The organism is Paenibacillus sp. 79R4, assembly GCF_013393165.1.
In the GTDB taxonomy this organism is placed as follows: Bacteria; Bacillota; Bacilli; order Paenibacillales; family Paenibacillaceae; genus Fontibacillus.
This window is the reverse complement of record NZ_QJOT01000008.1, coordinates 269,414-293,925: the sequence shown is the minus strand read 5'-3', so window position 1 is coordinate 293,925 and position 24,512 is coordinate 269,414. Positions and strand designations below refer to the sequence as shown.

At 40.4% G+C, this 24,512-nt stretch carries 21 protein-coding genes and 2 pseudogenes; 5 read left to right on the top strand and 18 right to left on the bottom strand.

The annotated features are described in order from the left end of the window. The first annotated feature begins 177 nt into the window (after positions 1-177). Positions 178-1,047 carry a LysR family transcriptional regulator gene (locus DMN77_RS13935; RefSeq protein ID WP_068782439.1) on the top strand — a complete coding sequence of 290 codons (870 nt, stop codon included), beginning with the start codon at positions 178-180 and terminating at the stop codon, positions 1,045-1,047. Positions 1,048-1,575: 528 nt separating this feature from the next. On the opposite strand, the gene DMN77_RS13930 is transcribed toward DMN77_RS13935, so the two are convergent. After that, the gene (locus DMN77_RS13930; RefSeq protein ID WP_179015469.1) at positions 1,576-3,873 is read right to left on the bottom strand and encodes an outer membrane protein assembly factor BamB family protein; all 2,298 of its coding nucleotides are present in this window, start codon (positions 3,871-3,873) and stop codon (positions 1,576-1,578) included. A gap of 190 nt (positions 3,874-4,063) precedes the next feature. Continuing rightward, positions 4,064-5,350, bottom strand: a complete 1,287-nt coding sequence (locus tag DMN77_RS13925; protein ID WP_179015468.1) for an S-layer homology domain-containing protein — start codon at positions 5,348-5,350, stop codon at positions 4,064-4,066. Between the two features lie 324 nt (positions 5,351-5,674). Between DMN77_RS13925 and DMN77_RS13920 the strand changes: the two genes are divergently transcribed. Next, complete coding sequence (locus tag DMN77_RS13920; RefSeq protein ID WP_068782443.1) at positions 5,675-6,133, top strand: hypothetical protein; 459 nt, start codon at positions 5,675-5,677, stop codon at positions 6,131-6,133. 120 nt (positions 6,134-6,253) lie between these two features. On the opposite strand, the gene DMN77_RS13915 is transcribed toward DMN77_RS13920, so the two are convergent. After that, the gene (locus DMN77_RS13915) at positions 6,254-6,604 is read right to left on the bottom strand and encodes a RidA family protein (RefSeq protein WP_179015467.1); all 351 of its coding nucleotides are present in this window, start codon (positions 6,602-6,604) and stop codon (positions 6,254-6,256) included. 222 nt (positions 6,605-6,826) lie between these two features. Between DMN77_RS13915 and DMN77_RS13910 the strand changes: the two genes are divergently transcribed. Next, positions 6,827-7,750 carry a S66 peptidase family protein gene (locus DMN77_RS13910; RefSeq protein WP_179015466.1) on the top strand — a complete coding sequence of 308 codons (924 nt, stop codon included), beginning with the start codon at positions 6,827-6,829 and terminating at the stop codon, positions 7,748-7,750. 64 nt (positions 7,751-7,814) lie between these two features. Here DMN77_RS13910 and DMN77_RS13905 read toward each other — a convergent pair whose 3' ends face one another. The 5 genes and pseudogenes from DMN77_RS13905 to DMN77_RS13890 form a co-directional block, all read right to left on the bottom strand. Next, complete coding sequence (locus DMN77_RS13905; protein WP_372775911.1) at positions 7,815-8,222, bottom strand: hypothetical protein; 408 nt, start codon at positions 8,220-8,222, stop codon at positions 7,815-7,817. An 87-nt stretch (positions 8,223-8,309) separates the two neighbouring features. Further along, on the bottom strand, positions 8,310-8,819 hold the full coding sequence (locus tag DMN77_RS13900) for an RNA polymerase sigma factor (protein WP_179015465.1): 510 nt from the start codon (positions 8,817-8,819) through the stop codon (positions 8,310-8,312). Positions 8,820-8,962: 143 nt separating this feature from the next. Then, positions 8,963-9,835 carry a DUF2628 domain-containing protein gene (locus DMN77_RS13895; RefSeq protein ID WP_372775920.1) on the bottom strand — a complete coding sequence of 291 codons (873 nt, stop codon included), beginning with the start codon at positions 9,833-9,835 and terminating at the stop codon, positions 8,963-8,965. A 6-nt stretch (positions 9,836-9,841) separates the two neighbouring features. After that, positions 9,842-9,937: pseudogene (locus DMN77_RS24285) on the bottom strand (zinc-ribbon domain-containing protein); the annotation flags it as partial. 135 nt (positions 9,938-10,072) lie between these two features. After that, on the bottom strand, positions 10,073-10,267 hold the full coding sequence (locus DMN77_RS13890) for a hypothetical protein (protein WP_179015463.1): 195 nt from the start codon (positions 10,265-10,267) through the stop codon (positions 10,073-10,075). 253 nt (positions 10,268-10,520) lie between these two features. Between DMN77_RS13890 and DMN77_RS23945 the strand changes: the two genes are divergently transcribed. After that, a complete protein-coding gene (locus tag DMN77_RS23945) occupies positions 10,521-10,604 on the top strand; it encodes a putative holin-like toxin (protein WP_220687457.1) in 84 nt (27 codons plus the stop codon). A 166-nt stretch (positions 10,605-10,770) separates the two neighbouring features. Here DMN77_RS23945 and DMN77_RS13885 read toward each other — a convergent pair whose 3' ends face one another. The 9 genes and pseudogenes from DMN77_RS13885 to DMN77_RS13840 all read right to left on the bottom strand — a co-directional run bounded on the left by DMN77_RS13885 (position 10,771) and on the right by DMN77_RS13840 (position 20,943). Beyond that, a complete protein-coding gene (locus tag DMN77_RS13885) occupies positions 10,771-11,463 on the bottom strand; it encodes an MOSC domain-containing protein (protein ID WP_179015462.1) in 693 nt (230 codons plus the stop codon). 55 nt (positions 11,464-11,518) lie between these two features. Then, positions 11,519-14,509 carry a KAP family P-loop NTPase fold protein gene (locus tag DMN77_RS13880; protein ID WP_179015461.1) on the bottom strand — a complete coding sequence of 997 codons (2,991 nt, stop codon included), beginning with the start codon at positions 14,507-14,509 and terminating at the stop codon, positions 11,519-11,521. A 171-nt stretch (positions 14,510-14,680) separates the two neighbouring features. Continuing rightward, positions 14,681-15,436 (bottom strand): hypothetical protein, encoded by a 756-nt coding sequence (locus DMN77_RS13875; protein ID WP_179015460.1) that lies wholly within the window; start codon positions 15,434-15,436, stop codon positions 14,681-14,683. Between the two features lie 436 nt (positions 15,437-15,872). Further along, a pseudogene (locus DMN77_RS24280) lies at positions 15,873-16,522 on the bottom strand (Cthe_2314 family HEPN domain-containing protein). Positions 16,523-16,719: 197 nt separating this feature from the next. Next, the gene (locus tag DMN77_RS13860; protein ID WP_179015457.1) at positions 16,720-17,250 is read right to left on the bottom strand and encodes an RES family NAD+ phosphorylase; all 531 of its coding nucleotides are present in this window, start codon (positions 17,248-17,250) and stop codon (positions 16,720-16,722) included. Between the two features lie 35 nt (positions 17,251-17,285). Continuing rightward, positions 17,286-17,900 carry a hypothetical protein gene (locus tag DMN77_RS13855; RefSeq protein WP_179015456.1) on the bottom strand — a complete coding sequence of 205 codons (615 nt, stop codon included), beginning with the start codon at positions 17,898-17,900 and terminating at the stop codon, positions 17,286-17,288. Between the two features lie 393 nt (positions 17,901-18,293). Beyond that, complete coding sequence (locus DMN77_RS13850) at positions 18,294-19,034, bottom strand: hypothetical protein (RefSeq protein ID WP_179015455.1); 741 nt, start codon at positions 19,032-19,034, stop codon at positions 18,294-18,296. 527 nt (positions 19,035-19,561) lie between these two features. Beyond that, positions 19,562-20,416: a hypothetical protein gene (locus DMN77_RS13845; protein WP_179015454.1), complete on the bottom strand. Its 855-nt coding sequence runs from the start codon at positions 20,414-20,416 to the stop codon at positions 19,562-19,564. A gap of 242 nt (positions 20,417-20,658) precedes the next feature. After that, positions 20,659-20,943 (bottom strand): DUF6809 family protein, encoded by a 285-nt coding sequence (locus DMN77_RS13840; protein WP_179015453.1) that lies wholly within the window; start codon positions 20,941-20,943, stop codon positions 20,659-20,661. Positions 20,944-21,103: 160 nt separating this feature from the next. Between DMN77_RS13840 and DMN77_RS13835 the strand changes: the two genes are divergently transcribed. Next, the gene (locus tag DMN77_RS13835) at positions 21,104-21,328 is read left to right on the top strand and encodes a helix-turn-helix domain-containing protein (RefSeq protein ID WP_179015452.1); all 225 of its coding nucleotides are present in this window, start codon (positions 21,104-21,106) and stop codon (positions 21,326-21,328) included. A 268-nt stretch (positions 21,329-21,596) separates the two neighbouring features. Here the strand turns inward: DMN77_RS13835 and DMN77_RS13830 are convergent, their stop codons facing one another. Further along, on the bottom strand, positions 21,597-24,455 hold the full coding sequence (locus DMN77_RS13830; RefSeq protein ID WP_179015451.1) for an S-layer homology domain-containing protein: 2,859 nt from the start codon (positions 24,453-24,455) through the stop codon (positions 21,597-21,599). Positions 24,456-24,512 lie beyond the last annotated feature (57 nt).

Sequence of the window (24,512 nt, the reverse complement as noted above, 5' to 3'; positions counted from 1 at the left end):
ATCTAGACAAACCGGCCATTCTCAACTTCGATTACTAATTAAATTTCATACAATACAAAGCGTTTGACGAAATTGATTTACCGGATATGATTATGACATAACATCTTCCATATTAATAATATTTGATTTATATCTAATCTATATGAAATTAATATGCCAATACAAAAGGAGAATCTTATGGACATCAGGCAGTTGAAATATTTTCTGACGATTGCGGAGGAAGGCCAGATTACCTCGGCCGCCAAAAAGCTGCAAATGGCCCAACCCCCGCTTAGCCAGCAGCTTAAGCTGTTGGAGGAGGAGCTTGGCGTGAAGCTCGTTGAGCGCGGTCCGCGGAGTATCCGGCTTACGGACGCCGGGGAGATTCTGCGCCGCAGAGCGCAGCAAATTGTGGATTTAACAGATTCGACGTCCAGAGAGGTCAGTGATTTTGCCAAAGGATTAAAAGGCACATTGACGATCGGTACAGTGTCCTCCTCAGGAGCAACGTTATTAAAGGATAGATTATCCGAATTTCACAAAACTTACACCGGGATCAAATTCGAAATTCACGAGGGCAACACGTTCAGGGTCATTGAATTGCTGCAGAGTGGAGTCATTGAACTGGGGATCGTCAGAACTCCTTTTCATAATGCGGGGATAGGTTACAAATATGCCGAGAGCGAGCCGATGATCGCCGTGATGCCCCCGGAGCTGGATTGGAGCGGCGAACGGGATACCATCCAGATCCATGAACTCCGCGAGCGCCCTCTGATCATTTACCGTCGATTCGAACAGTTGATTCGCGAAACATGCCAGAAATCGGGCTTTGATCCAAACCTTTTTTGCAAAAATGATGATGCCCGGACCACCCTGCTATGGGCCAATGCCGGCCTCGGTATCGGAATTATCCCGAAATCCGCGTTCGAGCTGGCGAACCACAGCAATCTGATCTATAAGGTAATCGACAATCCCTCCCTCCAGACCCGGGTCGCAGCGATCTGGATCAAGGATCGTTACATGTCCTCTCTGGCCAGAAAGTTCCTGGAGAGCTTCAGTAAGGAATAAGCAAAAAAGGAGTGAGTTGGCTATTCACCGTTCACTCCTTTGAATTATGACCATAGAGGATTCTGTTTTTTCCTCTCAAACAAGGCTCTGACATCATTGAACCATAGCTTGGCGCTTCCGCCAAAAATCAACGTATTTGATCTTTTGTGCTTAAATCCCTTGTTTACTTCCACATCCCCAAACGAATCCATTTTGTACTCTAGCGTTAGATTATTATCAGATATTAACTCAATCCGCAATTCAAAGGAATCACTCGTATAATTTTTTATCGGACCTGTGTGAGGAAATAATTTGATCGCTGTTCTACTTTCCAGGAGCCGGATTACTTCAGCGATCTCTTCTTCGTCCGTGGTTCTAATTTGTTGAAGCGTTGCCCCTATACCGGGCTTGTTTTCAAAAAGTCCTATAACTACTCCCTTTACATGCTCATGTTTATAGAACTTATTGTATACATATACCCAGTATATAAAACATAACTCAGCAGTCCGAAAAGGAGTAAACCTATCAATATTATGCTTTTTTTCTTACTCAATACGATGTTTCCTCCACAGAATCAAGTCTCAAAATGAATTCCTGCTCTATCTCACGCAAGCTAAACCGCACGGTCGCCCCGTTGGCCGTGCCAACATACAGTTCGTCTCCCGAGCTGTTGATTGTTCCGTTGCGCGATTCCAGCTCACGCAGCTCTGCGTAGCCCATCAGCATATTTTCCATTCGTCCCAGCAGTTCTCCGCTTTGTCGATCGATAACGATCAGGTTCGGGCCATACGGGAGAAGCAAGTAATCGTTCATCACCATATACCCGCCTCCGGCAAAATAGGACATATTCTCTGTCTCGGCGGTGATGTGGTTCATTTGCCAGATCGGTTTACCATCATCAAGCCTTACCGCCGCAGGAATCCCGTCAGCCAAAAGATATAATGCATCCCCGGCGATGGTTCCCTTGGAAGCTCGCCCCTTCATCGTCCATAGCTCCCGCCCTCGCTCCGCATCATACAGGGCTGATTCATACTGCTCCTCGCTCCGGTTAATGCCGGTATGATCGGCGGTCTTCATCGGGCGTTGCACAAGCAAATAACGCTGATCGATCAGCTCGATGCGTTCATTAGCAGTCAAGGCATAATCGGCCAAGCTGTTCCCCGTCTGCAAATCCAACAGCATCCAGTGATCACCAAGCAGCATCCAACGACTGGACGAAGGCGGCTCAAACGGATTAATCCTTGGTCCACCCGGATAGTAGGCATCGTAGCTCGCGTAGTCAGACTGCGGCCCCTGGAGCTCAACCGCCCACTTCACCCGCCCGGAATTCGGATCATAACTGTTCAAGGCTTTCTGATCGCGAACCAGTACATAGGGTTCCTGACTACCTGCATTGAATATTTGTGCCTCTGCAGGGACTTCACGCTTCCATTTCAGCTTGCCCGTGGTATTGTCAAAGACAGATAGCTGCGCGGGTTGATCCTTCTCCCCCGCATCCGGAGTCTCCAGCATAATTACGCTGTTTTGCGCCAGTCCCATTCCAGCTCTAACCCCTGAGTCCCCCGACTTTTTCTCCCATAGAACCTTGCCATCGGATAAACGAATCTGCCGCAATCGGTTCTCATATTGCTTCGCCTCCGGGTTGTAATCCGTCAGGATCGTGACCAGTTCCCCGGCTGCTTCCGCCTGCAAAATTCCAAACCCGACCTCTACCTGCCACAGCTTTTTGCCATCCGCCCGGGTGACTGCATATATATTAGAACTCTGATGCATTCCGCTAAAACCGCCGTCATCTCCCTTGATTAACAATATGTCCGGCGTAGCCGCCAGCAGGTAAGCAAAATCCAAATCCCCCTGCTGTCTCCATAACGGATCTGCCTGCAACGTCTCCGGCATAGGCGTATTCATAAAATGATATGAATAACGATAGTCTTCCCCAGTGTAGATGCTCCTGCTCTCATTTGCCCCAGGAATGATCCAACCGATCCTCTCCAGCATGCCTTCCTGAGAGAAAGTCACTAAGAATTGCCCATCAGGCCGTTCGTAACGCCAGGTCTTCCCGAGCTGCATCGGCTTTCCAGTCTCCTGCTGCAAATTCCCTGAAGTCTCTATAAATTGCGGTGCGCCCAGCAGCTTCTTCACATCTGAACTGTCTGTGCCGGGAACCATCAGCCAGCTGGCTATATTTCTGAACATATCCGTCGATATCTTGGAGCCAGGGGCAAAGCTTCCCGGTGGCAGCGGAGCTTCACTCGCTATATCCTGCTTCTGAATCCACAGTAGAACCGGCTGATAGATTTCTCCATCCTGCTGCCATGGCTCGGGATTCACGAGTACAGCAACCCAGCTCTTCCATTGGGCTGCAGCAACCCATTCAGCATCACCTGCCGCTTGGCTTTGGCTATCCCATGTGATCGAACTGTTCGGGGTTAACGCCAGCTTGGCCTTGCCGCTTAGAGTAATCCGCCTCAGCTCTCCAAGCTGTACTACCTGACCTGCATCCTTTGTCCAATACCAGAGCGGGGTCCAAACCTCACCCCAATCATCGGAATGAATTTTAAGCAGCTCGCCCTTCATATCACGGACTTTAAATCGCTCTCCCTTCTGCCCGTAATATGAGGCGTTTAATTTATGAATGTCGCTCTTGGCGGTCAGCTGCTTTGGAAAAAGAGGAACCCGTTGCTGTGCCTCCAGGGAATCCCCCTTTTTCGGAAGTACAGTACTAGAGAAGTCAGTTGCGGCAAACGTGGTATGACCAGCTTCAGCCCCCAGAGCAGCATCTAGCGGAGAAAGTATTAACACCGTGCATAAACTCAGCCCAGCAGCCATTTTGCTTAACGATAACATCGCCTCAGCTCCCTTATGAACCATGATCAGATTATGCGCTTAGTTATTACCGAATAGAGTGATTTATTTCATTAGACGAGGGACATTCGGAAAAGTTCTGGAATGATATGCAACAGAATAACAAAAAGCCCTCAGCTCCCTGTGTTTAGGAAAACCGAAGGCTTATTGTCATTGCGATCATTTTCTGCAATTATCCCTTTTTGATGGCGATTGAGAATACCACTGTCTTGGCTGAGTTATCAACCAGAACATTGACGGTATAATCTCCGAGATCAGCCTGCTTGGAAGCTAATGATCTGCCCGCTTCAACCTCGGCGCAAATGGCATCGAACCAGCGATTGAAGGCAATCGCGTCATAAGAGAACAACTGATTGGCGAAGAGCTGGATGGGCTCCTTGTTTCGCGCCAGGGTGCCTTCGCGCAGCCGCACCGTAATTCCATACGTATTGTAGGCCGGGTCGAGCCAGATCGCCGCCTCTTCGGTAGCAGCCTTCGCGCTTGTAGCCCCCAATGCTGTGCTCTCTTGCACCGCTTTCTTCTCTTTCTCATCCTTGAACAGGCGCAGCGTCGTATCAAACAGATCATAATTGGTTCCGCGCAGCTGCCCCGCCTGCTTTAACGTATCGTAAGCATCCCACATCTTCTTGTCCGGGAAAGCAACGATTTTCTGTCCGCCCCCGTTCGTAGGCACAAGCCGTTGCAGCATATCGGCCCGTGGAAGCACGGGAATACGCTTTGCTTTATCAGTCAGGCGATTTAAGATCACCAGAGACTCAGCGCGGGTGACATAACGGCCTACGCCAAATTTACCATCCGGATATCCCTCCATGATTCCTTTGATCAAGGACTCCGCAATGAATTTCTGCTCTCGATCAGTAGCGCTGGTTAAATCCCCATAACCTTGTGCAACTGAACGGCTGAACTGTTCATCCTCCAGAAACTCGGTTTCCTGTAAAGTGTAGAACAATACTTCCGCTACATTTTCACGGGTCATATTCGCTTGAAAATCGCTGTACCGGCCTTTATTTAGAAAATTCAGATCACTTGCCACATCTATGTAAGGTTTAGCCCAATACCCGGTCATCGCAGGCTTGAAATCGAAATATCGGTAATCCTGCTTCAGGATCGTCCGATTCTCCTCCGAGAGGGAGTCAAGGAAGGAGCTCTTCCAGGTTCGCTCCAGATTGGGATGCTGCTCACTGTAAGACATTATTAACATTTTGATGAACTGATCGACCTTCACCGGCTCGTTCGGGCGGAAGCTTCCGTCCGGGTAACCGTCCAGAATGCCTTGCTGTACCATAGCCTCGATCTCTTGTCTCGCCCAATGCCCTTTGATGTCTTTGAATACCGGCTCCTTCGCTTCTACGGGTACCGCACCCGCCTTGGCTTGGGATACCCCGGCAAATAGTCCGACGATCAAGCTGAGAGATAGGAGGATACGCACACCTCTTGGCTTGATTAAATGAATTCTCATAGATATGCCCCCTGAATAATATAATACAAGCTGCATGACAGCAAAATCTTGCACCATTATTCAGAAAACCACAATTCCGGACAATTGTGAATAGGCCGTACGGGCCGCCAAAAACCGTTACAAATGTTCGAAAAATGTCGCTTGATGGACAACGCCGGCGGTCGACTTTGCAACTTTATACCGATACCGCAAGGTATTTGGGATTATAACTTAGTACCTAGACGAGAGTTGTAGGTATAGAATCGTTTTATTTTTAAGGTTCACACGCTATAATATAGGGTAATCCTATTGATTTACTAGTATCCGATGGAGAGGAAGAGAGACATGACTCATATATCTATTAAATTATCGCAGAGCACCGCTATTTTGCTGGAGCATGCCCGCAGAGCAGGAATGTCTGACCAGGCGATCCTGGCTGCAGTCGAAGCCAAGGATGTTGCTGCCTTTCGGCAAATCGAAGATGAACGCTTCAAGTATGAGCACTTCATCAGCTATGCCGAAGAGCATGGAGAGAGACTGGCCGAAGCTATTAAGGAAGGATATCGTCTGACCTTCAATACCCGCAACGGGCTAAAAAGCTGGCTGGAGCAAGCCTTTGGCCTGCAAGGCGGTCAGGATTTTGAGGTAGGCGAGGGCATCATAGAGAAATTGCAACTCACCGAGCAGCAAGCTGAACTGGTTCATCAGCGCTTGGCTGTGAACTGGACTGTGGCTGAAACCAAGGAAGCTCCTGACGGCAAGGAATTGACGCTGAAGCTGCGTGCGCCGGAGGTCCGTATTTGAGATCAATCTAACGGGTTCTGGTTACAAGGTGCAAGGACATCCATATGTTAGCGTTAGAATTGATGATTAAAAATGGCGAAAAGATAGTAAGCCAGACTATCTTTTCGCCATTTTGCTTAATTATTGAGATATTGGAAGATAGGCTATTCCATCGATCATCAGCAGGCAATCCGAATCAATAAACTCAGTCGTTGAGGTCATTCTGGCTGGAAATCGATCTGTCTCAAAGTAGTCAAAAAAGACCTTTTCCATTTCGGGCAAATCCTTTATGTTCTTTAGATATACTTGGACCTTTACGACACTATCCAATGATGCATTGCATTGTAGCAGTGTCTTCTTCAGATGTTCAAAGGTGTCATGAATCTGCTGCGTAAACGTCTCGCCAAACCCTCTATGCAACCCTAAGAATATGTAATCCCCGGCCACAACTGCTGATGAATAACTGAAAGGTGTGGAAACTCGATTTATCATCGCTAACATCCTCCTTATTCCATCATATTTAAGTCACTATAAATTATAGAACATATGTTCTATAATAGCAATAATTAATTTCTATGAAATCCGTTCAGATTCAACCGATCATAATATAGCCACTTGCTGCTATTTAGTACTGTATTGTCGACTTTGTCAATATAATCTAAAAATAGGGTATTACAATGGCTTCTTCTATTTTCAGGAGAGGAAGATGAGCATATGCCGATACGTCCGCCAATATTACAGAAGGGAGATACCGTTGGCATCGTTACTTTAGGCAGCCCGTTAGCTGCAAACATAATTGATGAACGGATCGAATTTTTGAAGGCAATGGGGCTTAATGTCCGATTGGGTCAATACGTATATGCACAAGATGGTTTTCTAGCCGGTACAGACGAGCAGCGAGCCTCCGATTTAATGATGATGTTTCAGGACGAGCAGGTTAGAATGATTCTGCCCACCAGGGGTGGTACAGGTGTGGCCGGAATTCTTCCGTACCTGGACTATAATGTGATTCAGAACCATCCCAAAATCATTACAGGCTATAGTGACATCACGGTATTATTAAACGTACTGTATGAAATTGTAGATTTAATAACCTTCCATAGTCTGCTGCTTATTGACTTCAATTCCGGCACACCTAACTACAATTTCGACCAATTTTTCTCGGCGACATCCCTTTACTCATTAACCAGACCGATCCTGAATCCGCCGGGAATGCCGCTGATTAGCCGGGTACCCGGCAATGTGACGGGGCCGTTAGTGGGCGGTAATCTGACATCTTTTGTGGATACCTTAGGCACCCCATACGAAATCGATACACGAGGAAAAATCCTCGTTCTTGAAGAAACCCATGAACCTACCAATACCGTCTACAGATACTTAAATCATTTGAAGCTGGCTGGAAAATTCCATGATTGCATCGGCATTATTATGGGGGAATGCACGGGCTGCCAAGCAGCATATGGCAAGTCCTATGAGGATATAATTGAAGAATTCATAGTACCTCTAGGCAAGCCCTTAATAACAAATCTGGCTACGGGCCATGGTGTCTATAAAGCGGCTTTGCCAATTGGCGCAACGGTGAATCTCGATTCAATCAATAGTTCGATAACTGTGCTTGAGCCTACCGTCAGTATATAACGTTTGCGGGCATCCTTCGGGGAATCCGTGGTTTGGAATGAATTTGTCCGATTTAATACTATCTTTACTCTGAAGTTACCCCCATGGTTTCATTGTCCTGTGTAGTACCATCGCTTCCTAGAGCTTGAATATAGATACGGTCATGAAATGCCCGGCTACCAAAATTCCAGGTCAAAGACCAGCCGTTATCCTCCTCTATATCGTAGCCAATAAGTTCCCTTTCCCCCCAGGTCTCTGTGCCAGCAGGAGCAATCCAAAATAGAACCGTTTCAATGTTTTTAGCCTTTACATGAATCGTCATTGTTGTGGCATCTTCTGGTACAACCCACCAACCTGCGTTCTTCGTTAGATCCGTGGTTACTTCCAGAATCTCAGCCTTTCCATTCGTATTCTGAGGTCTTACGGATTCTGTTAGACGATTATTGCACGCTGTCAGTAGAACAACAGCTAAAAAACATATACTGATGCTCACTCTCATCATTTTCCTCCATCATATCTAGATACTTTTAATCGACTCACAATCCTAAACTATAATCATTAACAGAAAAGAGAGTGTGTCCTATATGATAAATATACCAAACAAAGTAGGATAAATATCCGCTTCCGTGCTTTTCCCGGAAATTTCTCCAATCTCGGCAAAAGACTTCTCCTCAAGCACCCGTAATATCAGTAAACTCCGTTCATCCGCGCTTAAAGCTGTTATAGCAGATGCCAAAGGCTCCCCGAATAAACGGTTTGTCATCGTCTGCTCCGCACTTTCCACAATCGCCTCTTGGTGGAACCAACTCTGGAATTTACGCTGGAGACTGCGTTTACGAAGCAGATTCAAACAATGGTAGTGCGCAATCTTGTATAGCCAGGATGAGAAGCTGCCCGTTGGATTATACTTGTCTATTTTTTCATAAGCTTTAACCAGAATGTCCGGAACAGCATCCTCCGCCTCCTGCCGATTCCCTAACATACGACTGCAATATCGATAAATCGGAGACTGGAACGTCTCAACGATATGTACATATTTATTCGCTTCGCCCGCTTTAACTTGCATTACGCATTCCTCAACAAACTCCATCAAGCCATCCTCCTCTCTACCTACGTGTAACACTTAAGGAGCGGTAAAAGGGACATTGGATTTCAGATTATAAATAGAAAAACAGTTCTCTTTCTGAGAACTGTCCTTGTCCAGCAGATATTTCAGTTATGTATTAACAACATTTAATAATAAAATCCCTCTTCCAAAAGAAGCCCTATAATGGTTCCGATTAGAAACATACCTATCCCATAGACAATGCCCCAGCCACTGGTTCCACCTTTTTCGTAAATCAAACTGCGACGGAGCTCATAATCCCCGTGTAGAGCCAGGATATGATCAATCTCTTTTTGAGCCTTCTGATAGTATAGTTTGTTGCCTAATGTTCCGCATAAAATATAAATTCCAATATAGGCTCCCTTAAGTGGAAGGCCTAATAATAGTTCAATGAAGACCAGCCCAACTAAGATGGCTGTATAGATCGCGCACTCGGCATACATTTTCCGATACCCCGCCCAAAACGGAAAGAAAAGAAAAGATGCCCAGTTCCACTTTGAATTTTTAATCCATTTTTCAACATATCTATCACTATGGGAATATAACCATAACCATTCTGCTTCAGGTGTATCATAAGGATTGGATTGTGGATGTTGCCATGCTGGGGTTTGATACGCTTGTTGCTGGTAAACTTGTTGTGGATAGGCCTGTTGCGAATATGCTTGCTGTTGGTAGGCTTGCGGCTGTTCATAAGCTTGCTGCTGATACCCAGGCTGCTGATAATCCCTTTGTTGATATCCCGGTTGATGATGCGGTTGTTGACAATCCTCCGGTTGCTGATATGGTCGCTGTTGATCCCCCGGTTGAGGATCGTCCGGTCGCTGATATGGTTGTTGCCGATACGATTGTTGTTGATAATCTTGTTGTGGAAATGATCGCTCTTGAAAAATCTGCTGCTCATGATCGTGCTGCTGGTATGCCTCCCGCTGTGGTATCAGCTTCTGCTGTTCCCGCTGCTCGTACACTTGCCCTTGGGCATCCTGCTGCTCTGCCTGTTCCACTATAGGTCTCCCACAGTTTGTACAGAAGCGAGCGGTCGCACTTATACTTTGTCCGCATGAAGAACAATATCTTACTTCCAAACAATCCTCACCATCCTCCACCCATATTACCACTACCGTTCGTCATTTCACGTTTTTCACATATAAACCTTATGAATTTAGGGGCTATCTATAGGTAATATTCTACTACAACCATGGAATAATTTAACGAATAAATAATTTAACCAAACTGAAACACTATTTAAGCAATAGGAAGACAAGCAATCCCCCGATCACGACCAAAGTCGTTAGGATCCTTGTCAGGAAGCTTCCTCTTGTCAGAGCTTCTAAATCACCGCTCACCGAGCGGTTTATCGAATCAGCCATATTGATGGTTGGACTTTTCTTGTAATCTTCGAGCTTCTGTTGTTCTAGTTTATCTCGGTGGTTCATGGATTGGCCTCCGATCCGGGTAAAAATAATAGTACTGAGAGGAAAATTAGCATTAAAAGACCGATTTATTCAATCTGCGTAGCTACTACTTGCCCATTGGGTTCACATATGTGAGGGGGAATTCTATTATTCTTTCTACTTGATAATTATAGTTCTTACACCAGTTTTATTCCATTCATTATGGTATAATTTGAGAGTACAGTATACGGCTGTAAGGGTGGTCGGCTAGTCTCCCAGAAGGGAGGTGATGCCCATGGAGGTTAAAGATGCGCTTTCCTTAATGTTCATGTTCGGCATGTTCATTCTGGCACTGCTCACCTACATGAAAAAGAAATAGACCGCCCTGCCTAAGGAAACGGTCTATTTCGATCAGCACTTAGCGGCCGACTGCTCTTTATGCAGTTATTGTACACTGGAGTCGTGTTACAGCACGGCTCCTTACTTATTCTTACCTTATTATAGCTCATTTTATAACGCTTTTACAGGGGATTTTTTGAGTGGGTCTATACCTTCTCCCCCTTATCACCTGTCAGTCTTTCCTTAGTATCCGTTGCACTTCCTTCCAGACGCTTCACAAAAGTTTTTCTCCAGTTTGCCGAGAGCTCATCCACTTCAAGGATCTTCTTAATCCCTTCGGTGTCATTCTTATCCCGGTGCATGATCTGGTTAGCGTAGGCAAGAGTAACCCCCATCGGATGGCAGCTCGTTCTAATCAGACTATCCGCCTTCGATACTAGCCCTTCTTGCAGCACCCGGAAATAAAAGCCAGTATAACCGGTCTCCTGCACCTTCAGCGGCATGTCGGGTGCCCCATATCTTACAGACAATTTAAAGCATGGCTGCCTGGGCTGACTCACCTGCACAACCGCTTCCCCAAGCTGAAAAATATCGCCGATACAAACCCCCGTCTCCAACAATCCTTGCGTCGTCAAATTCTCCCCAAAGGCGCTGTATTCCAGCTTTTGATTTAGTTCATTCTCCCAATAGGGATAATGTTCATAGGGGTAAACACAGACTGCCTTATCTCGGCCTCCGTGATGAACAAGATCCGCCTGACCATCACCCTCGAAATTGACCGAGGTCAAGAATAGCGGTTCATCGCTTGGTGTTTTGAAAATACCTGTGGAGACTTCTCTGTTGTTGTACTGCACCTGTATGGGTTTACCTATATTGATGGATATGATTTTGGCGTTCATTTGGGGGTCACCTCGGGTTGTGGGATTGGGCAAAATCAGATCTTATTGAAAATAATTAAGGTTGATTTTCAATATGCTCACTGTCGTTTTCTTTAACTAGGTCATCAAGTATTTTGTATGTCTCTTCTAAATAATTTTCAAAATTGATATTACTAAAACTTTGCACTAAGTTATCTTTCAACACAAATTCTTTTCCCTTAATATTATCTCCATGCTCTTTCCAATAATCTTTAATTCGCCCCATACTAAGAACTTTCGTAAACTCATTAATATGGGGTATATACTTAGTGACCAAACCAAAATTAGCACGATAATTAATATAAAGATAATACAAAAAATAATCGTAGTTTATTTTGTTTATGGCGGGATTGAAACAAACTTCAAAAAGGTATTCATTTATTGCATTGTTAATATTATGTTGATCTTTTTCTCCTTGTAGATCGTAATATCCACAAGGTATACCACTACTGTATATTATGCTTCCCAATTGATAAATAATAAAAGACAGAATACTTGATTTAAAATTAAATAACTGAGCACTTAATACTTCACTTGAAAAATTAGATTTTATATAGTCTAGCGATTCACCACAAATAGCCTCTAATGTTGTCCCTAATACTTCGTCAAAGATATTAATCCCTTTAGAAATATACTGTTTATTAAAAACTCTAAATACATACTGAGATATTTCGCGCATTTCTCCAATAACAATTTCCTCTACATCTCCTTGAATGGGATTTTCGGGTCTCCCGTGTCTAGATAAAGCCCTTGATAGATTATACATATCTCCGCCCCTATCCGCGCAGCAGTATAGACGGAATAACAACATATCATATAATCCAAGTATCCCCCGTTCTTCTTTAGTCAAACTTTCTAAAATTCCTTTATGTTTATGTTTTCTTTCACCAAAAATCCAATAAGATATCTGAATTACATTTTCATCAGTATTACTAAAATGGTTTCCTACATCATCAACCCATCCAACTTGATCTAATAATTTTGCAATATAAAGAGGTAGAATCTTCCGTAAACCAACATTAATATTACTGATTTCAAGACTTGAATACTGCGGAAGGCTATTTAAAGCATATTGAATAACTTCTATCGCTTTGTTTGACGAAAATTCATTATGGGGAGAATTTATTATAATTCGCCAGAGCTGTTCGTGGTTTTTTTCACCAAGTGAAAATGAAAAATCTCTATGATTAAAAATATCGCTTATATTTTCTTTGTTTAATATTCTATTTTTTAAATTCACATAATATTTATATTGCTCTGTGATGACTGGTCGAGATACTTTAGTTATTAAATTAAGATACTGTTCAAGATTTCTTCCACTAGAACTCCATTTTGATCCGTTAAAACAAGCATACGAAGCAAGTTGTTCTTGTGAAACATTTTGTGGACTTCTCAAACGTTGCTCAGCGCTAAAAACTTTTTTTAAAAGAAATTTTTGATTTTCAGTTAAAGTGTTTAAATAACTCTTAAATTTTGTGGAATTTCTATACTCATCTTTATTATATCTATCATCGTTATTTTGGGGATAATCATCATCATATTTATTTAAAAGTGAGAAAAAGCCTCGCTTTCCTTGTGCCTCAGTATTATAAATTTTCCTGAAAATATTCGGATAATTAATATAGATCAACAATAAATGAATAAGATCATGCTTATCAAAATCAGAATTTGAGAAGTCTAATTTTTCAACTTCAAGTAAAATAATTGTATTGACTAATCTTTTTAATTTTCTAGCATCTCCAACAAAGGGGGTATACATGTAAAATTCATTCGAACTAAAAATATCTTTAAGTCCTTCTACTGCTTTTGAAACAATCACAGTATCACTTAATAAATTTCTATACACTGATATATTTTTACTCTCTGTGAAATAACTGAGTAGTAACGACTGATCTAAGTACAAGCTTATTTTGATATTTATAAATTTTTCAAGAAACTCAATGATCTTTTCTGTATCTAGTTTTTGTTGTTCAAGTGCAGTAATATTTTCGGTATCATAACATAACACATAGGATATATTGGGCAAAGAAAACGATTTTTTAATAGCAAAAAGAACTTCTTTTATACTTGAGAAGTTTAATCGATCTATATCATCTACAACCACAACTATTTTTTTATCTATATTACTTAAAACACTCTCGAGCTTTTCAAATGTTTTTTCGATAGATGTCCTATCAAATGGCATTCCAAATTTCACATCTAAAATTGAAAATGTTATTTTAGAATTATTCATTAATTTCACATATTTTTCAAAAAGGGATTCTAATTCTGGTGCAAATAATTGATTTTTTATTAATTTAAGTAATCCTTCGACAAACTTTTCAAGTATCTTATCAGAATTTTCATATTTCAGTGGATCAAAAGTATAAACTAGCATTTTATTATTATATTCTTCATGCCAATATTCTTTACATAAATTTATAAAAGTTGATTTACCTGTTCCCCATGGTGCATCTACTCCAAAAACTAGACTTTCTGGTGAACCTTGATCATAGACTCTCTCAGCGAATCTATTAGCAATTTCTTGAAAACCAAAAGCGTCTTCACCTTTATTTTGACCTTCTCTATCACTTAAAAACAATGAATCTCTATATATTTTTTTTCTAGTAACATCCAATTGTATTTTTTTAATGATAGAAGCAATAGAAAATACAATTGGAAGAAGAATTAAAATTATGACGTTATTCAAAGATATTGCACTAATCCATTTGTTAAAAAAGCCTATACCCAAACCATCAATTAACAAAGTTGAAACTATCCCAAAAGAAAAAACTATTAAGAGATCCCATCTCCTACTTTTTAAAATAAGATGAATCTTTCGCCATACTTTTTTTATATATAGAATATAGACAATTATCGTAAGATACACAGCACCAATGACCCATAACCATTCTTCTTTTTGAATCGAAACTAAAGAATTTGATAAATTCACCACAAGAACCTTAAGGATCAACAAAACTTCTGCAAGCAAAAATCCAAATAGAATCCATTTACACAACAAATAAAAGTTTCCTTTTAAGTTTTGCATCACTTATTTCTCCTATTTTTCAAATAAACTGCATGACAAATCTATTGCTTTATGTACATTGGTATGAATAAAAAACCAAGTCAATAAATCTTCAATTTTTAATTACAGGTTCCTTATTTCATCAAATAATACCAAATTTAAAAACAGATCGGCCCATCTTATAAATAAAGACTATTCTTCTTTGGATCCATCATATACTCTATATAAATTTTTTTCTTTTGGATAAAAAATATAAAAAGGCATTTTAATTTTTTGAATATCTTCTGGATATTTATAAAATACTTGTACATCATCATTTAAAGAATAAATAAATATCAAATTACTTAAGTTAGATACATCTAGTGATTCAATTTTATATTGTCTTTTTTGTCTTCTATGAAAATAGTTAGAACATTTAAGAGCCGTGATGAATATAACACTATATAAAATAATAATACCAATAGTCACAAAGACTATTTCAGTTAAACTGATAGTAATTTTTCTTGAAATCAATTGCTGCTTCAAAACACAAATAATTAAGGGTAAGTATAAAAATAAAATCATTAGCGCGATCATTATTAGTGTTGTAATTACTTTAGAGTATTCCTTTATCCTCGTAATAAAGAAAGATAATATCCAAGCAATAAAAATTACTATAATAATTAAAAATAAAATAGAAGTCATCCAATTTAACAAACATGAAATTATTCGTTCCGATAACTTGGTATTTCCTAATAATGTTGAAAAAATAGAAGTGCCAATAAGTATAGTTATTAATAATATTTTCTCTAAAAAATCTTCCCAAACTCTAACTCTAGCAGGTAGTATTACTAATTCTACTATGGACCTGTTGAATACATTTAGACAATATCTAATGAATGTAAAGAATACTGGAAATACCGCAATTATTGAGAATAATTTAATAACATCTTCCAACAAAACTGTCATTCGTACTCTCCTAAAATAATTTTCGTATATCCTACTTCCAACTTGCCAAGGCGATAGTTATAAGATGTAATAGTCTTCTAGAGAAACTTTTGAATAATTCTAAAACTTATTCTCATCTCTTCAATAATTTTAATTTGACTTATGGCTTCCATTTGTTTTATTCTTCCAGCATTTAGTCTCTTCAAATAGCATTTTTTATTCGAACCGGAGAGGCTTAAGGAGCCACAAGCGCCTGGTCCGATGGACTTAGTCTCGTAGATTGTTAGCTGAATCCGCTTTTCTGCTATATCGTTTTACGAACCATAAGGCCGGACGGCCCGAAGCGTAGATTCAGTGTTATGAGATGTCATCGGCTTCATTGAAATACTCAAATTACTTGTTACTTACCTATAATGAAAATACTTTCTTTAAGCAGTTCAATAATTAAATTTATATTTTAAAAAACATTCTTAGAGCTTAGATATTCTTGCAGTTTTTCCGTTTCAACTCCATTTTCATCTCGGATCCTTACTAGTCCTGGGATATTTGGTGATTGATTATGTGTAATCTGGTGCCTATATTTATTGGCATTTTTTAATTCTGTATCATTAATAATTTTATTTAGTTTTAAATACATCACGGTATCAATTTTTTCTAGAGATCTTACAATTGCTTTGAATTCCACTCTTTTCAATTTTAAATCATATTGTATATTGAGAATATGCCCAAGTGTTTCCCACAAGAGAAAATTTTAAAGTAAAATATATCAGTGTAATAATCAAATCTTTCTTTGATATTATAATGATGAGGTTCAAAATTAATAAATATATCTTTATATTTTCTCTGTTCTTTTTTATCAGGAATTCCCAACTCATAATAAAAACTCAATAATATGTAACTTTCAATAAGTGTTCTAACCCTTTGTATTAGCAGTAATCCATTTGAATTCAATATCGGAGAGTCAAAAATATCAGTTGTTTCAAAGTTCTTATCTGCAAAATCCAATGAGGAGAAATCAAAGCCTTGGAATGGGCTTCTATTAAAAATATCAGTCCATTCTTCTTGATTTGGGTATCGTACATATCTTATCCTAATACCAACTTTCACGATGATTTCTCATAACGTTCCTGTATTCATGACGTCCGACAAAGTCGGATGTGTCTGTTGAAATTCTTCTTCGAAATTCATCAGACCAAGGTTCCATTAAGAGCCGCTGCTTGAATATTATGTAATACGACGGAATCAGTTCTCGAATCCCTTCATTATACTAACTAAAAAATCCAAATGTTAAATAATCACCCAAATCAATTGAACATACTAAATGCTGGATGGTAATCATTAAGTGAATACTCAATCTCAAGAGGCATTATTTCAACATGACGATCACTCTTCAATTCTACAGCATCTCTAAAACATGGTATTCTTTCACCTATTTTAAAGCTTTTATGATCATCCGCTCCATAAAATAACACATAATTCTTTTTGGATGTAAGACTACTTTTATATATAATTCCATCTATTCCTTTATCCCGAATGTATTCAGCAAATACCTGAGATGGTAGATAAAGTAGTTCGTTGTCAATGTTCCTTATGGGTTTACAAATTTCATTCGATACTTTTCTGAGAAACTGTGCATAAGAGTCTAATTTCCCATCAAAAGCTCTGTCAAATATACTCGATGGTATCCCTTCTTTAGTCAAATCAAGCAAAACCAATTCTTTTCGGGGAACAAATTCTCCGATAAGTGCTTTATCACCAGTAACGGCCCTACATTCTGCAAGTGCAGTATTAATCGTTTCAGCTAAATACATATATGAAATTCCTTTAGGCGACAATCTATTTTCTTTACTAAACTCTCTCGGTGCTGGTCCTAAAATTTCTCTAGTTTAATATCTTTTAAAGTTCCAACATTCAATCTCACTCTATACATTAACTTATTATTAATTGTTGTTGTAAAACTATCGAGTAATTCATCGTATTGCTGAAGCGTTTCATAATTACTTCTATTATTAAATCTTCCATAGTATTTAACATTTTCGGAAAAACGGTCCCAAGTGAAGCGTAAGCAACTTTGATATTGTTCATCATCAGTATATTTACTGCAGAAATCACTGAACACATCAATGTTTAAATCATATTCACAAAAAATCTTTTTTGCTAGTTCTAGCCTTTGTTCATATCCAAAATTATTAAAAACTGAAAAATCTTCCAAAATGCCAAATATCGACTCAGTCCTAATATGCCATCCCATATCTTTGTGTATATAGACACCTTTTTCTTCATCCCATGTATCGTTAGAAAGAAGTCTCATGTTTTTTGACATCTGTTGATATAGATATTGTCCTATTAATTTCATTTCTATCCAATAGGTATTCAAAGATTTACAAAAAATACATTCTTTCCTGTATTCTAACTTACCATTTTCATTTATAAAATCTATGATCCCTGTATCTCTAAAGCAATTTGAACACACGTAATTATTCATACTTATACCTCCAAAAATTTATGTACTTGCTTTAACCCCGTTTTTCACACAACGTCCCCTTATTCATGAACCTATGTATGAATTTTCTGCTAAAATGCTCTTCGAACCCGACTCCTGTCTACATCCAAAAGACCTTTCCCTTCTAACTATTTTATAACTCTATGAATTAGATGTACCATCAGATTGAAAGCATATTGACTATCGTTCATTTGATTCTGTCGTATAACGTTCTTGTATCTACGAACCCGAGAGGCTAAGGGAGCAAAGCGACCAGGTCCGACGGACTTAGCCTCGCCAGGTTGTGAGCTGAATCAACTTCTTCGCTTCCCTCAGCTTGCGAACCAAGGGCCGAAGACCGCAGCGTAGATACATTGTTAGACAAAGTACTCTACTTCATCGAATTACTTTCAATGTATTAATGACTTCTTGTGCAACGTCCTTAATAAATTCAACTTGTTTTACAGTCGGCTCTTCGCCATGTACTGCTGGAGAACAAACCGCATAGATTTCTCTGATTACACCATTAAATGATGGAGGAAGTATCTCATGTTTAATTAGATCATTCACCATTCTAGTTACTGGCATATGTCTAGATTTCTCATCACTAAATTCCAAGAATCTGTTCATCCATATCCTTCTAATTTCTCTTTCGATATTAAATCGTGCCGCAAATAGTAATTTATTCTCTTCTGGAACTTCTAAATTACCGTTAGTTTGCCCACTCACAATATTTTGTTCTAAGATTTGACCCATTGTCTTTTTAATAAATCCCTCAATATTATTTAACTGGTTGTCAGGCGGTGGGGATGGATTGTTACCAAAATAAATGCTTGGACTAAATCTGTTATGGTTATTGATATCAATCACATTTTTTACAACTTCACGAATTTCTTTAAGGTCCTCTTTAACTTCAGTTTTCATTGTAGCAATCTCTTGTTTAAGTTTTACTCCTAGAAAATCCATCTCTGTAAAGAATGGAATTAACATTAATCCAGCAATAATAGCAACTAAAAAAATATCAAATACTCCTACATTTGAACCAGTAATATGATCATATCGAAGATATATCATATAAATCCCTGAACATATCACTATGGCCCACCATATATACTTAAATTTATTGTTGAATTGCATGCGCTCTCCTCTTTCATTAAGTATTTCGCCTAACGTTTCTGTATACACGACGTTCGACGTAGTCGGATGTGTCCGGTTGCCTTTCCTTCCCCGAAATTCTTCTGCCGGACCGAGGCATATGCCCGATACGTGAATCCTATGTTATACGTTGTGGCCACATCATCGAGTTACTAGCAGATCTTTATACTCCTCATCAGTAATTTCTTTATCATCATATTTATGATCATCTATGACTTCAAACCAATTGCCATCGATTTCGAGTTTGTGTTTAGGACCTACAAGAGTACAGTTGGGTAAAATAATTTTCTTAACAAAAGGCCAGTCTCCTCTGGGAATCATTCAAAATCTACTCTTCAGCCATTAGCCATTACGTATAACGTTATGTATTCACGACACCCCACCACCTTAAGGCTTCGTTGGAGCCTTAAGGTGGTGGGGACGTGTCCCAGTAATAACTTCCTCGATTTATCTCCCAGAACCCGATGCGTGAACACATTGTTAGCCGAAGTCAAAATCCTTCATCGAATTCACTCACTCAACGCCCTGAATTTTTTAATTAGGCTTTTATCTGTCACTGTAAAAGGAAGACAGCCTAAATTATCTGAATCATAAATTTTTACTGTTTCTTCAAGGATGGAATTAAACCGTTGAAGCCACCTCTTTACTCCTTCATCTAGATAATCAATATCAGATCCAAATGCAAAATTGCGTATTGCTGATCTTATCCTATTAATCACTATAACAAGAATCGTGTACTTAATAGGAATATCTTCTTCTCTAGTATCAGGAACCGCCATAATGACATACTCTTCATTATGATAAGAAGTACCCATATCATGAATTGCAGATGGGATTGTAGGATGCTTAATTTTGCATAACCATTTATATGCACTATATAGCTGCATCCAGGTTAACTCATATTCCTTCTCTGAAAAGCTCTTCACAAGAATAACAGCTTCTTGTCTAGCTTGCTCCGCATGAAATTTGCATAGATTCACAACAGACCAAGGAGTATCTCCTAACTCAGAATTCGATAATTCTCTAGCTTTATCACTATCATTTGAAATAGCTTCAACAAGTAATGCGTTTTCAAATGTTGCTGCTGCGATACAAGCAGCTTGTGATGTATATCCAATTTGCAACAATCCCCAAATACTGCGCAAATCAGTTAGGCATCTCTTAAGAAATATTCCGCCAATTTTCAATCCCTCACTCATATCCGTTGTTTTTCTATTTAACGTTGCAACTTCAATTCCACATTCATATAAATTTTCTATTGGTACTTCAAATGGCTTGAGCACCTTCTCTATTTGTAAAGCTGCCGATACTTCCATTTGGTAGCATGCCTTCCAAAGTCCTTGGGCAGAACGTGTTTCTTCCATGTTTATGACACCCTTTATTTTGATTTCGGCTAACATAATATCCACGAACTTTGTAAAATCACCAAATACAATTCAAAAATAGTCAAAATCTACTATAAGCCCATTTTACTATAAAGTTAGTGTAATACGAGGTAAATAATTCCTTTTTCCTACACAAAAAAACTCCTGCTAATATCATCAGCAGAAGCTCTTAAAAATCTTTAATCAACATCACGACTGTTATATTCTAATCTCCCCCAACCTTATTCCCTAATAATCCCCCTACTACCAAACACCTCCACCATCACCAAAGCTCCCATCCTAAACCCCTCTACAAAAGAAGTACTTGTAACCATGGAATTAGAATCATTGGTCAAATCCAGTATTTGCTCAAGGAGAGCGAAGTCGTTCTCCGAAAGTCTTTCCCTTGCTTCTTCTATCAATTTAGAAATTTTCCTATTGAGTGGACGATATTCGGGATCTGTAGGGACAATACGCTCTTCGGGATGGAGATTACCATAGTAAAGTTCCTCTATAACACTCTTCATTCTACTCGCCCCTTTTATAGAAATAGGTAAACAGTATCATTTACGATCTTGAAATATTCAACATCCAGCAGCTTCCATGTGAATAGATTTTATGCGAAAAGCGCATAAAATACAATATGCAATTTTCGCATAACTTAAACTTATCTTGGGTGATGAACGAATGTATAAGAGAATACGTGATTTACGTGAGGATAAGGATTTGACGCAACAGCAATTGGCAGATTATCTAAACATATCTCAAGCAACCTATTCCCGATATGAAAGTGGGAACTTGGACGTCCCAAGCTCAGTGTTAATTAAGTTATCCGAGTTTTACAACGTAAATATTGACTATATTCTTGGTCAGACGAATATCTCCAAGCGTTTCAATAAAAAACAGTCTTGAAAAATTTAAGTAACTTCTCCTAAATGCAAGAGGTCAAGGCTTACGTCAAAAAAGACAAGCTTTTGTTAATGCAACAGCTTGTCTTTTTGTTACCTTCCTAAGGTCCTCTGCAAATTCTCTGCGTTAAAGTAAGGATCGGCTTTGATCGTGTTGTTTACGACCTTGGCTCTGTGGAAGTGGATTTTAACTGACAATACTCTACATAAAAAGGACTGGATAACATCATATCCAGCCCTTTTTCACATTCTCCCTTTGAAAAACCTCCCACTCAAAGCAACAAATAAAGCCTATACAACATCCGCGCAGCCTCCCCACGCGTGACAGCCTCGCGGGCGTTTATCCGTTTATTCGCAGGAACATCGATCAGATGCTGCTTCACAGCCAAGGACATGGTTGGTTTGGCCCAATTGGAGATGGTCTCTTTGTCTACGAATTGGTTCAGGTAATTTTCCGGATTCGTAGGGTAATTATAGTGTTTCTTTTCATGCAGGTATCTTGCGCCGACGGCGGTCATTTCTTCCCGGGATATCGTTTTATCTGGCTTGAACGTGCCGTCAGGGTAACCTTCGACGATATGCTTTTTCTCTGATGAAGCGATATAGGGATGATGCCATTGCGGCGGATGCACATCTGAGAAGCTCTCCGTCGCCGTCTCATCCAATGCGTAGAAGGCTCTTACAAGCATAGCCGTGAACTCTGCACGGGTAAGCAGGGAATCGGGTTCAAAATTACCGTTCTCTTTCCCGGTCACGATTCCTTTGGAAGCCAGGAACTGAACCGCTTGCTGCAGCTCTGGATCTCGATCGTAAATATCAGGGAATGACTTGGGATTTTCGCCCACGAAATACGTCCCGGAACGGTTGATTTCCGCTTCTATGCCGTTTTGGGACGGATTGAACTTTCCGCCGATCGGCTGCGCCTTTTTTCCATTTGAATAGAACACGCTGGTATGTGTTGCATTCGTCTGCTTTGCAGGCAGAATGAGCAGGATATTGTTTGATACATTCGGCAGTTCCTGACCTTGTTCATCTGAGAATTGCACTTGAAATCCGCCGTTATTTGCTTTGATCAGACGAATCACAATCACCGTACGTGAATCGAACAGACGATCTGCGGTGGCAACATTCAGCACCAGCTTCGCATCCCCCGCATGAATGGTAATATAATCGATATCCTTTTGACCCATGAAGCTATCCTTGTACAGCTTGAAAATATATTCGCTTTGTCCGGACGTGGGCACGATTTCTGCATTCACGGTCAACTCTCTCGCAAGCGTAATTCGGTTCTCCGACAGCGCCTGCTTTACCGCTAATTTCGCCTTTGACGCATTACCTGCCAAGCGGTCCATCAACTCGGGCGTTACGACTAGCTGGCCGTTAACGGGAGCCACTTTTTCGCTGCTTGCCGCTGTGATCACAAGCTCTCCCGCTTGTGTCAGTCCCTCCACGATAACGGGGTTCTGTCTGTCAGTGTCAGGAATTGACCCGACAGCCGTCAGATACGTATTAGACAACATGCTGCCATCCATGACATACAACAAGAAATAGGCGGTCTCGTCTGGAAAACCGGCTCTGGTTGCGGTTACCCGTACAACAGTTTGTCCGGATTTTTTCGCGGTAATGACGGGTATGCCATTCACATTCGATATAGCTCCTATGCTCGAATCGTCAATGGTATACGTTATTTGGGTCCCAGGAAGCACATTGCTAACGGTAATGATCTGTTGTCCGCCAGGCTGCAGCATCGTGATAAACGGAAAAAGGCTAATTTCTGGAGAAGTCCGTACCGCAGGTTGAGCTTTTGTCTCAGGACGGTCGCCAGTTGGTTTGTTTGTTGTTCCAGTTCGACTACCAGTTGGTTGGGATACTGTCGCAGAGCCAGTTGCTGTGCCTGTTGTCCCAGTTTTATTACCAGTTGGTTGGGTTGCTGTCCCCGAGTGATCACCAGTTGGGGTACCTGTTACTCCAGTTTGATCACCAGTAGATTTTCCAGCTTCGCCAGAACGATAACCAGCTGCCGTTCCTTTCGTGAACACGACAAGCTTGGGCAAGGAATAATAATCATCTTCCCATGCCCACAAGGTCTGATCCTTTTTCAAGGCATAGTACCATTTAGAATACTTGTCCTTAACTTTATTGTGTATGGAGACGATGTCCGTAAGCCCTTGGAACACTTTATCTTCGTTGTATACGGACCAAAGCTGACCATCCAATCGCAAAGCATAAATGGAATCGATAAATCGATCCTGCAGCATCGTGCTAAATTCAACAATACTTCGCGCACCGGTTGCTCCATGTAATTGTTCGGGAACACTCGCAGAATTATATGCCGACCAGGACCAGACCGTACCATCTTTCTTGTAAGCATAGTTTGGATAAGCGCCCGTCTCGATCTTGACGATATCGCTAAGACCCTTGACCTGTTCTGGCCCTTTGTCTTTAGAGATATTATGCGGAAGATAGTCACTAGTGCTCCATTTCCAAACTGAACCATCCTTTTTAACCGCATATGCGAAACCGTTCGCCGAGCTTATGGATATGACATCATCAAGCAGCTTGGATTGAATCGGAATCGACGAGGCGCCGCCTATTTCGCTTCCCCAGCTCCAAACCGAACCGTCTGATTTTAATACGAACAAAGTCTTGAAGTTAGAATTGTCATAATAAAAATCAGCGACGAGTGAAGTGACTTGATTCAACTCTGTGATGGGCGACGGAGTACCCATAGGACTATGTATAATAGCAGCGTCGGTTTCGGTGATTTTGGAATCCCAATACCATACGGTTCCATCCTTTTTTAACGCAACGTAGTTAATAATAGCTCTACTGTTCTTCTCATGCGATTTGTATCTAAATTGCTTCACATCCTGCAAGCCCGGAATTTGGAACATTTCAGCTATATAGTAATCTAAAGTTTTTAAGGAATCTTTATTTATGACCCAAGTCCATACGGATCCATCGTTTTTCGCCATTAGTACGTTGTCGTCAAGAATGTCGTAATCCTCGCCGATACGTGTGTATTCCTGTTCACTAACAGCACTTATGTCATTCCCCTTGGCTTGCACCCAACCAGAATGAGCCGTGAGGATTAACATAAGGCATAGCACCGCTGAAATTAATCGTTTCATGTTGACCTCCATTAAATATTACTGTCTTCTACTATTCCTCATAATGTTTCATCGGCA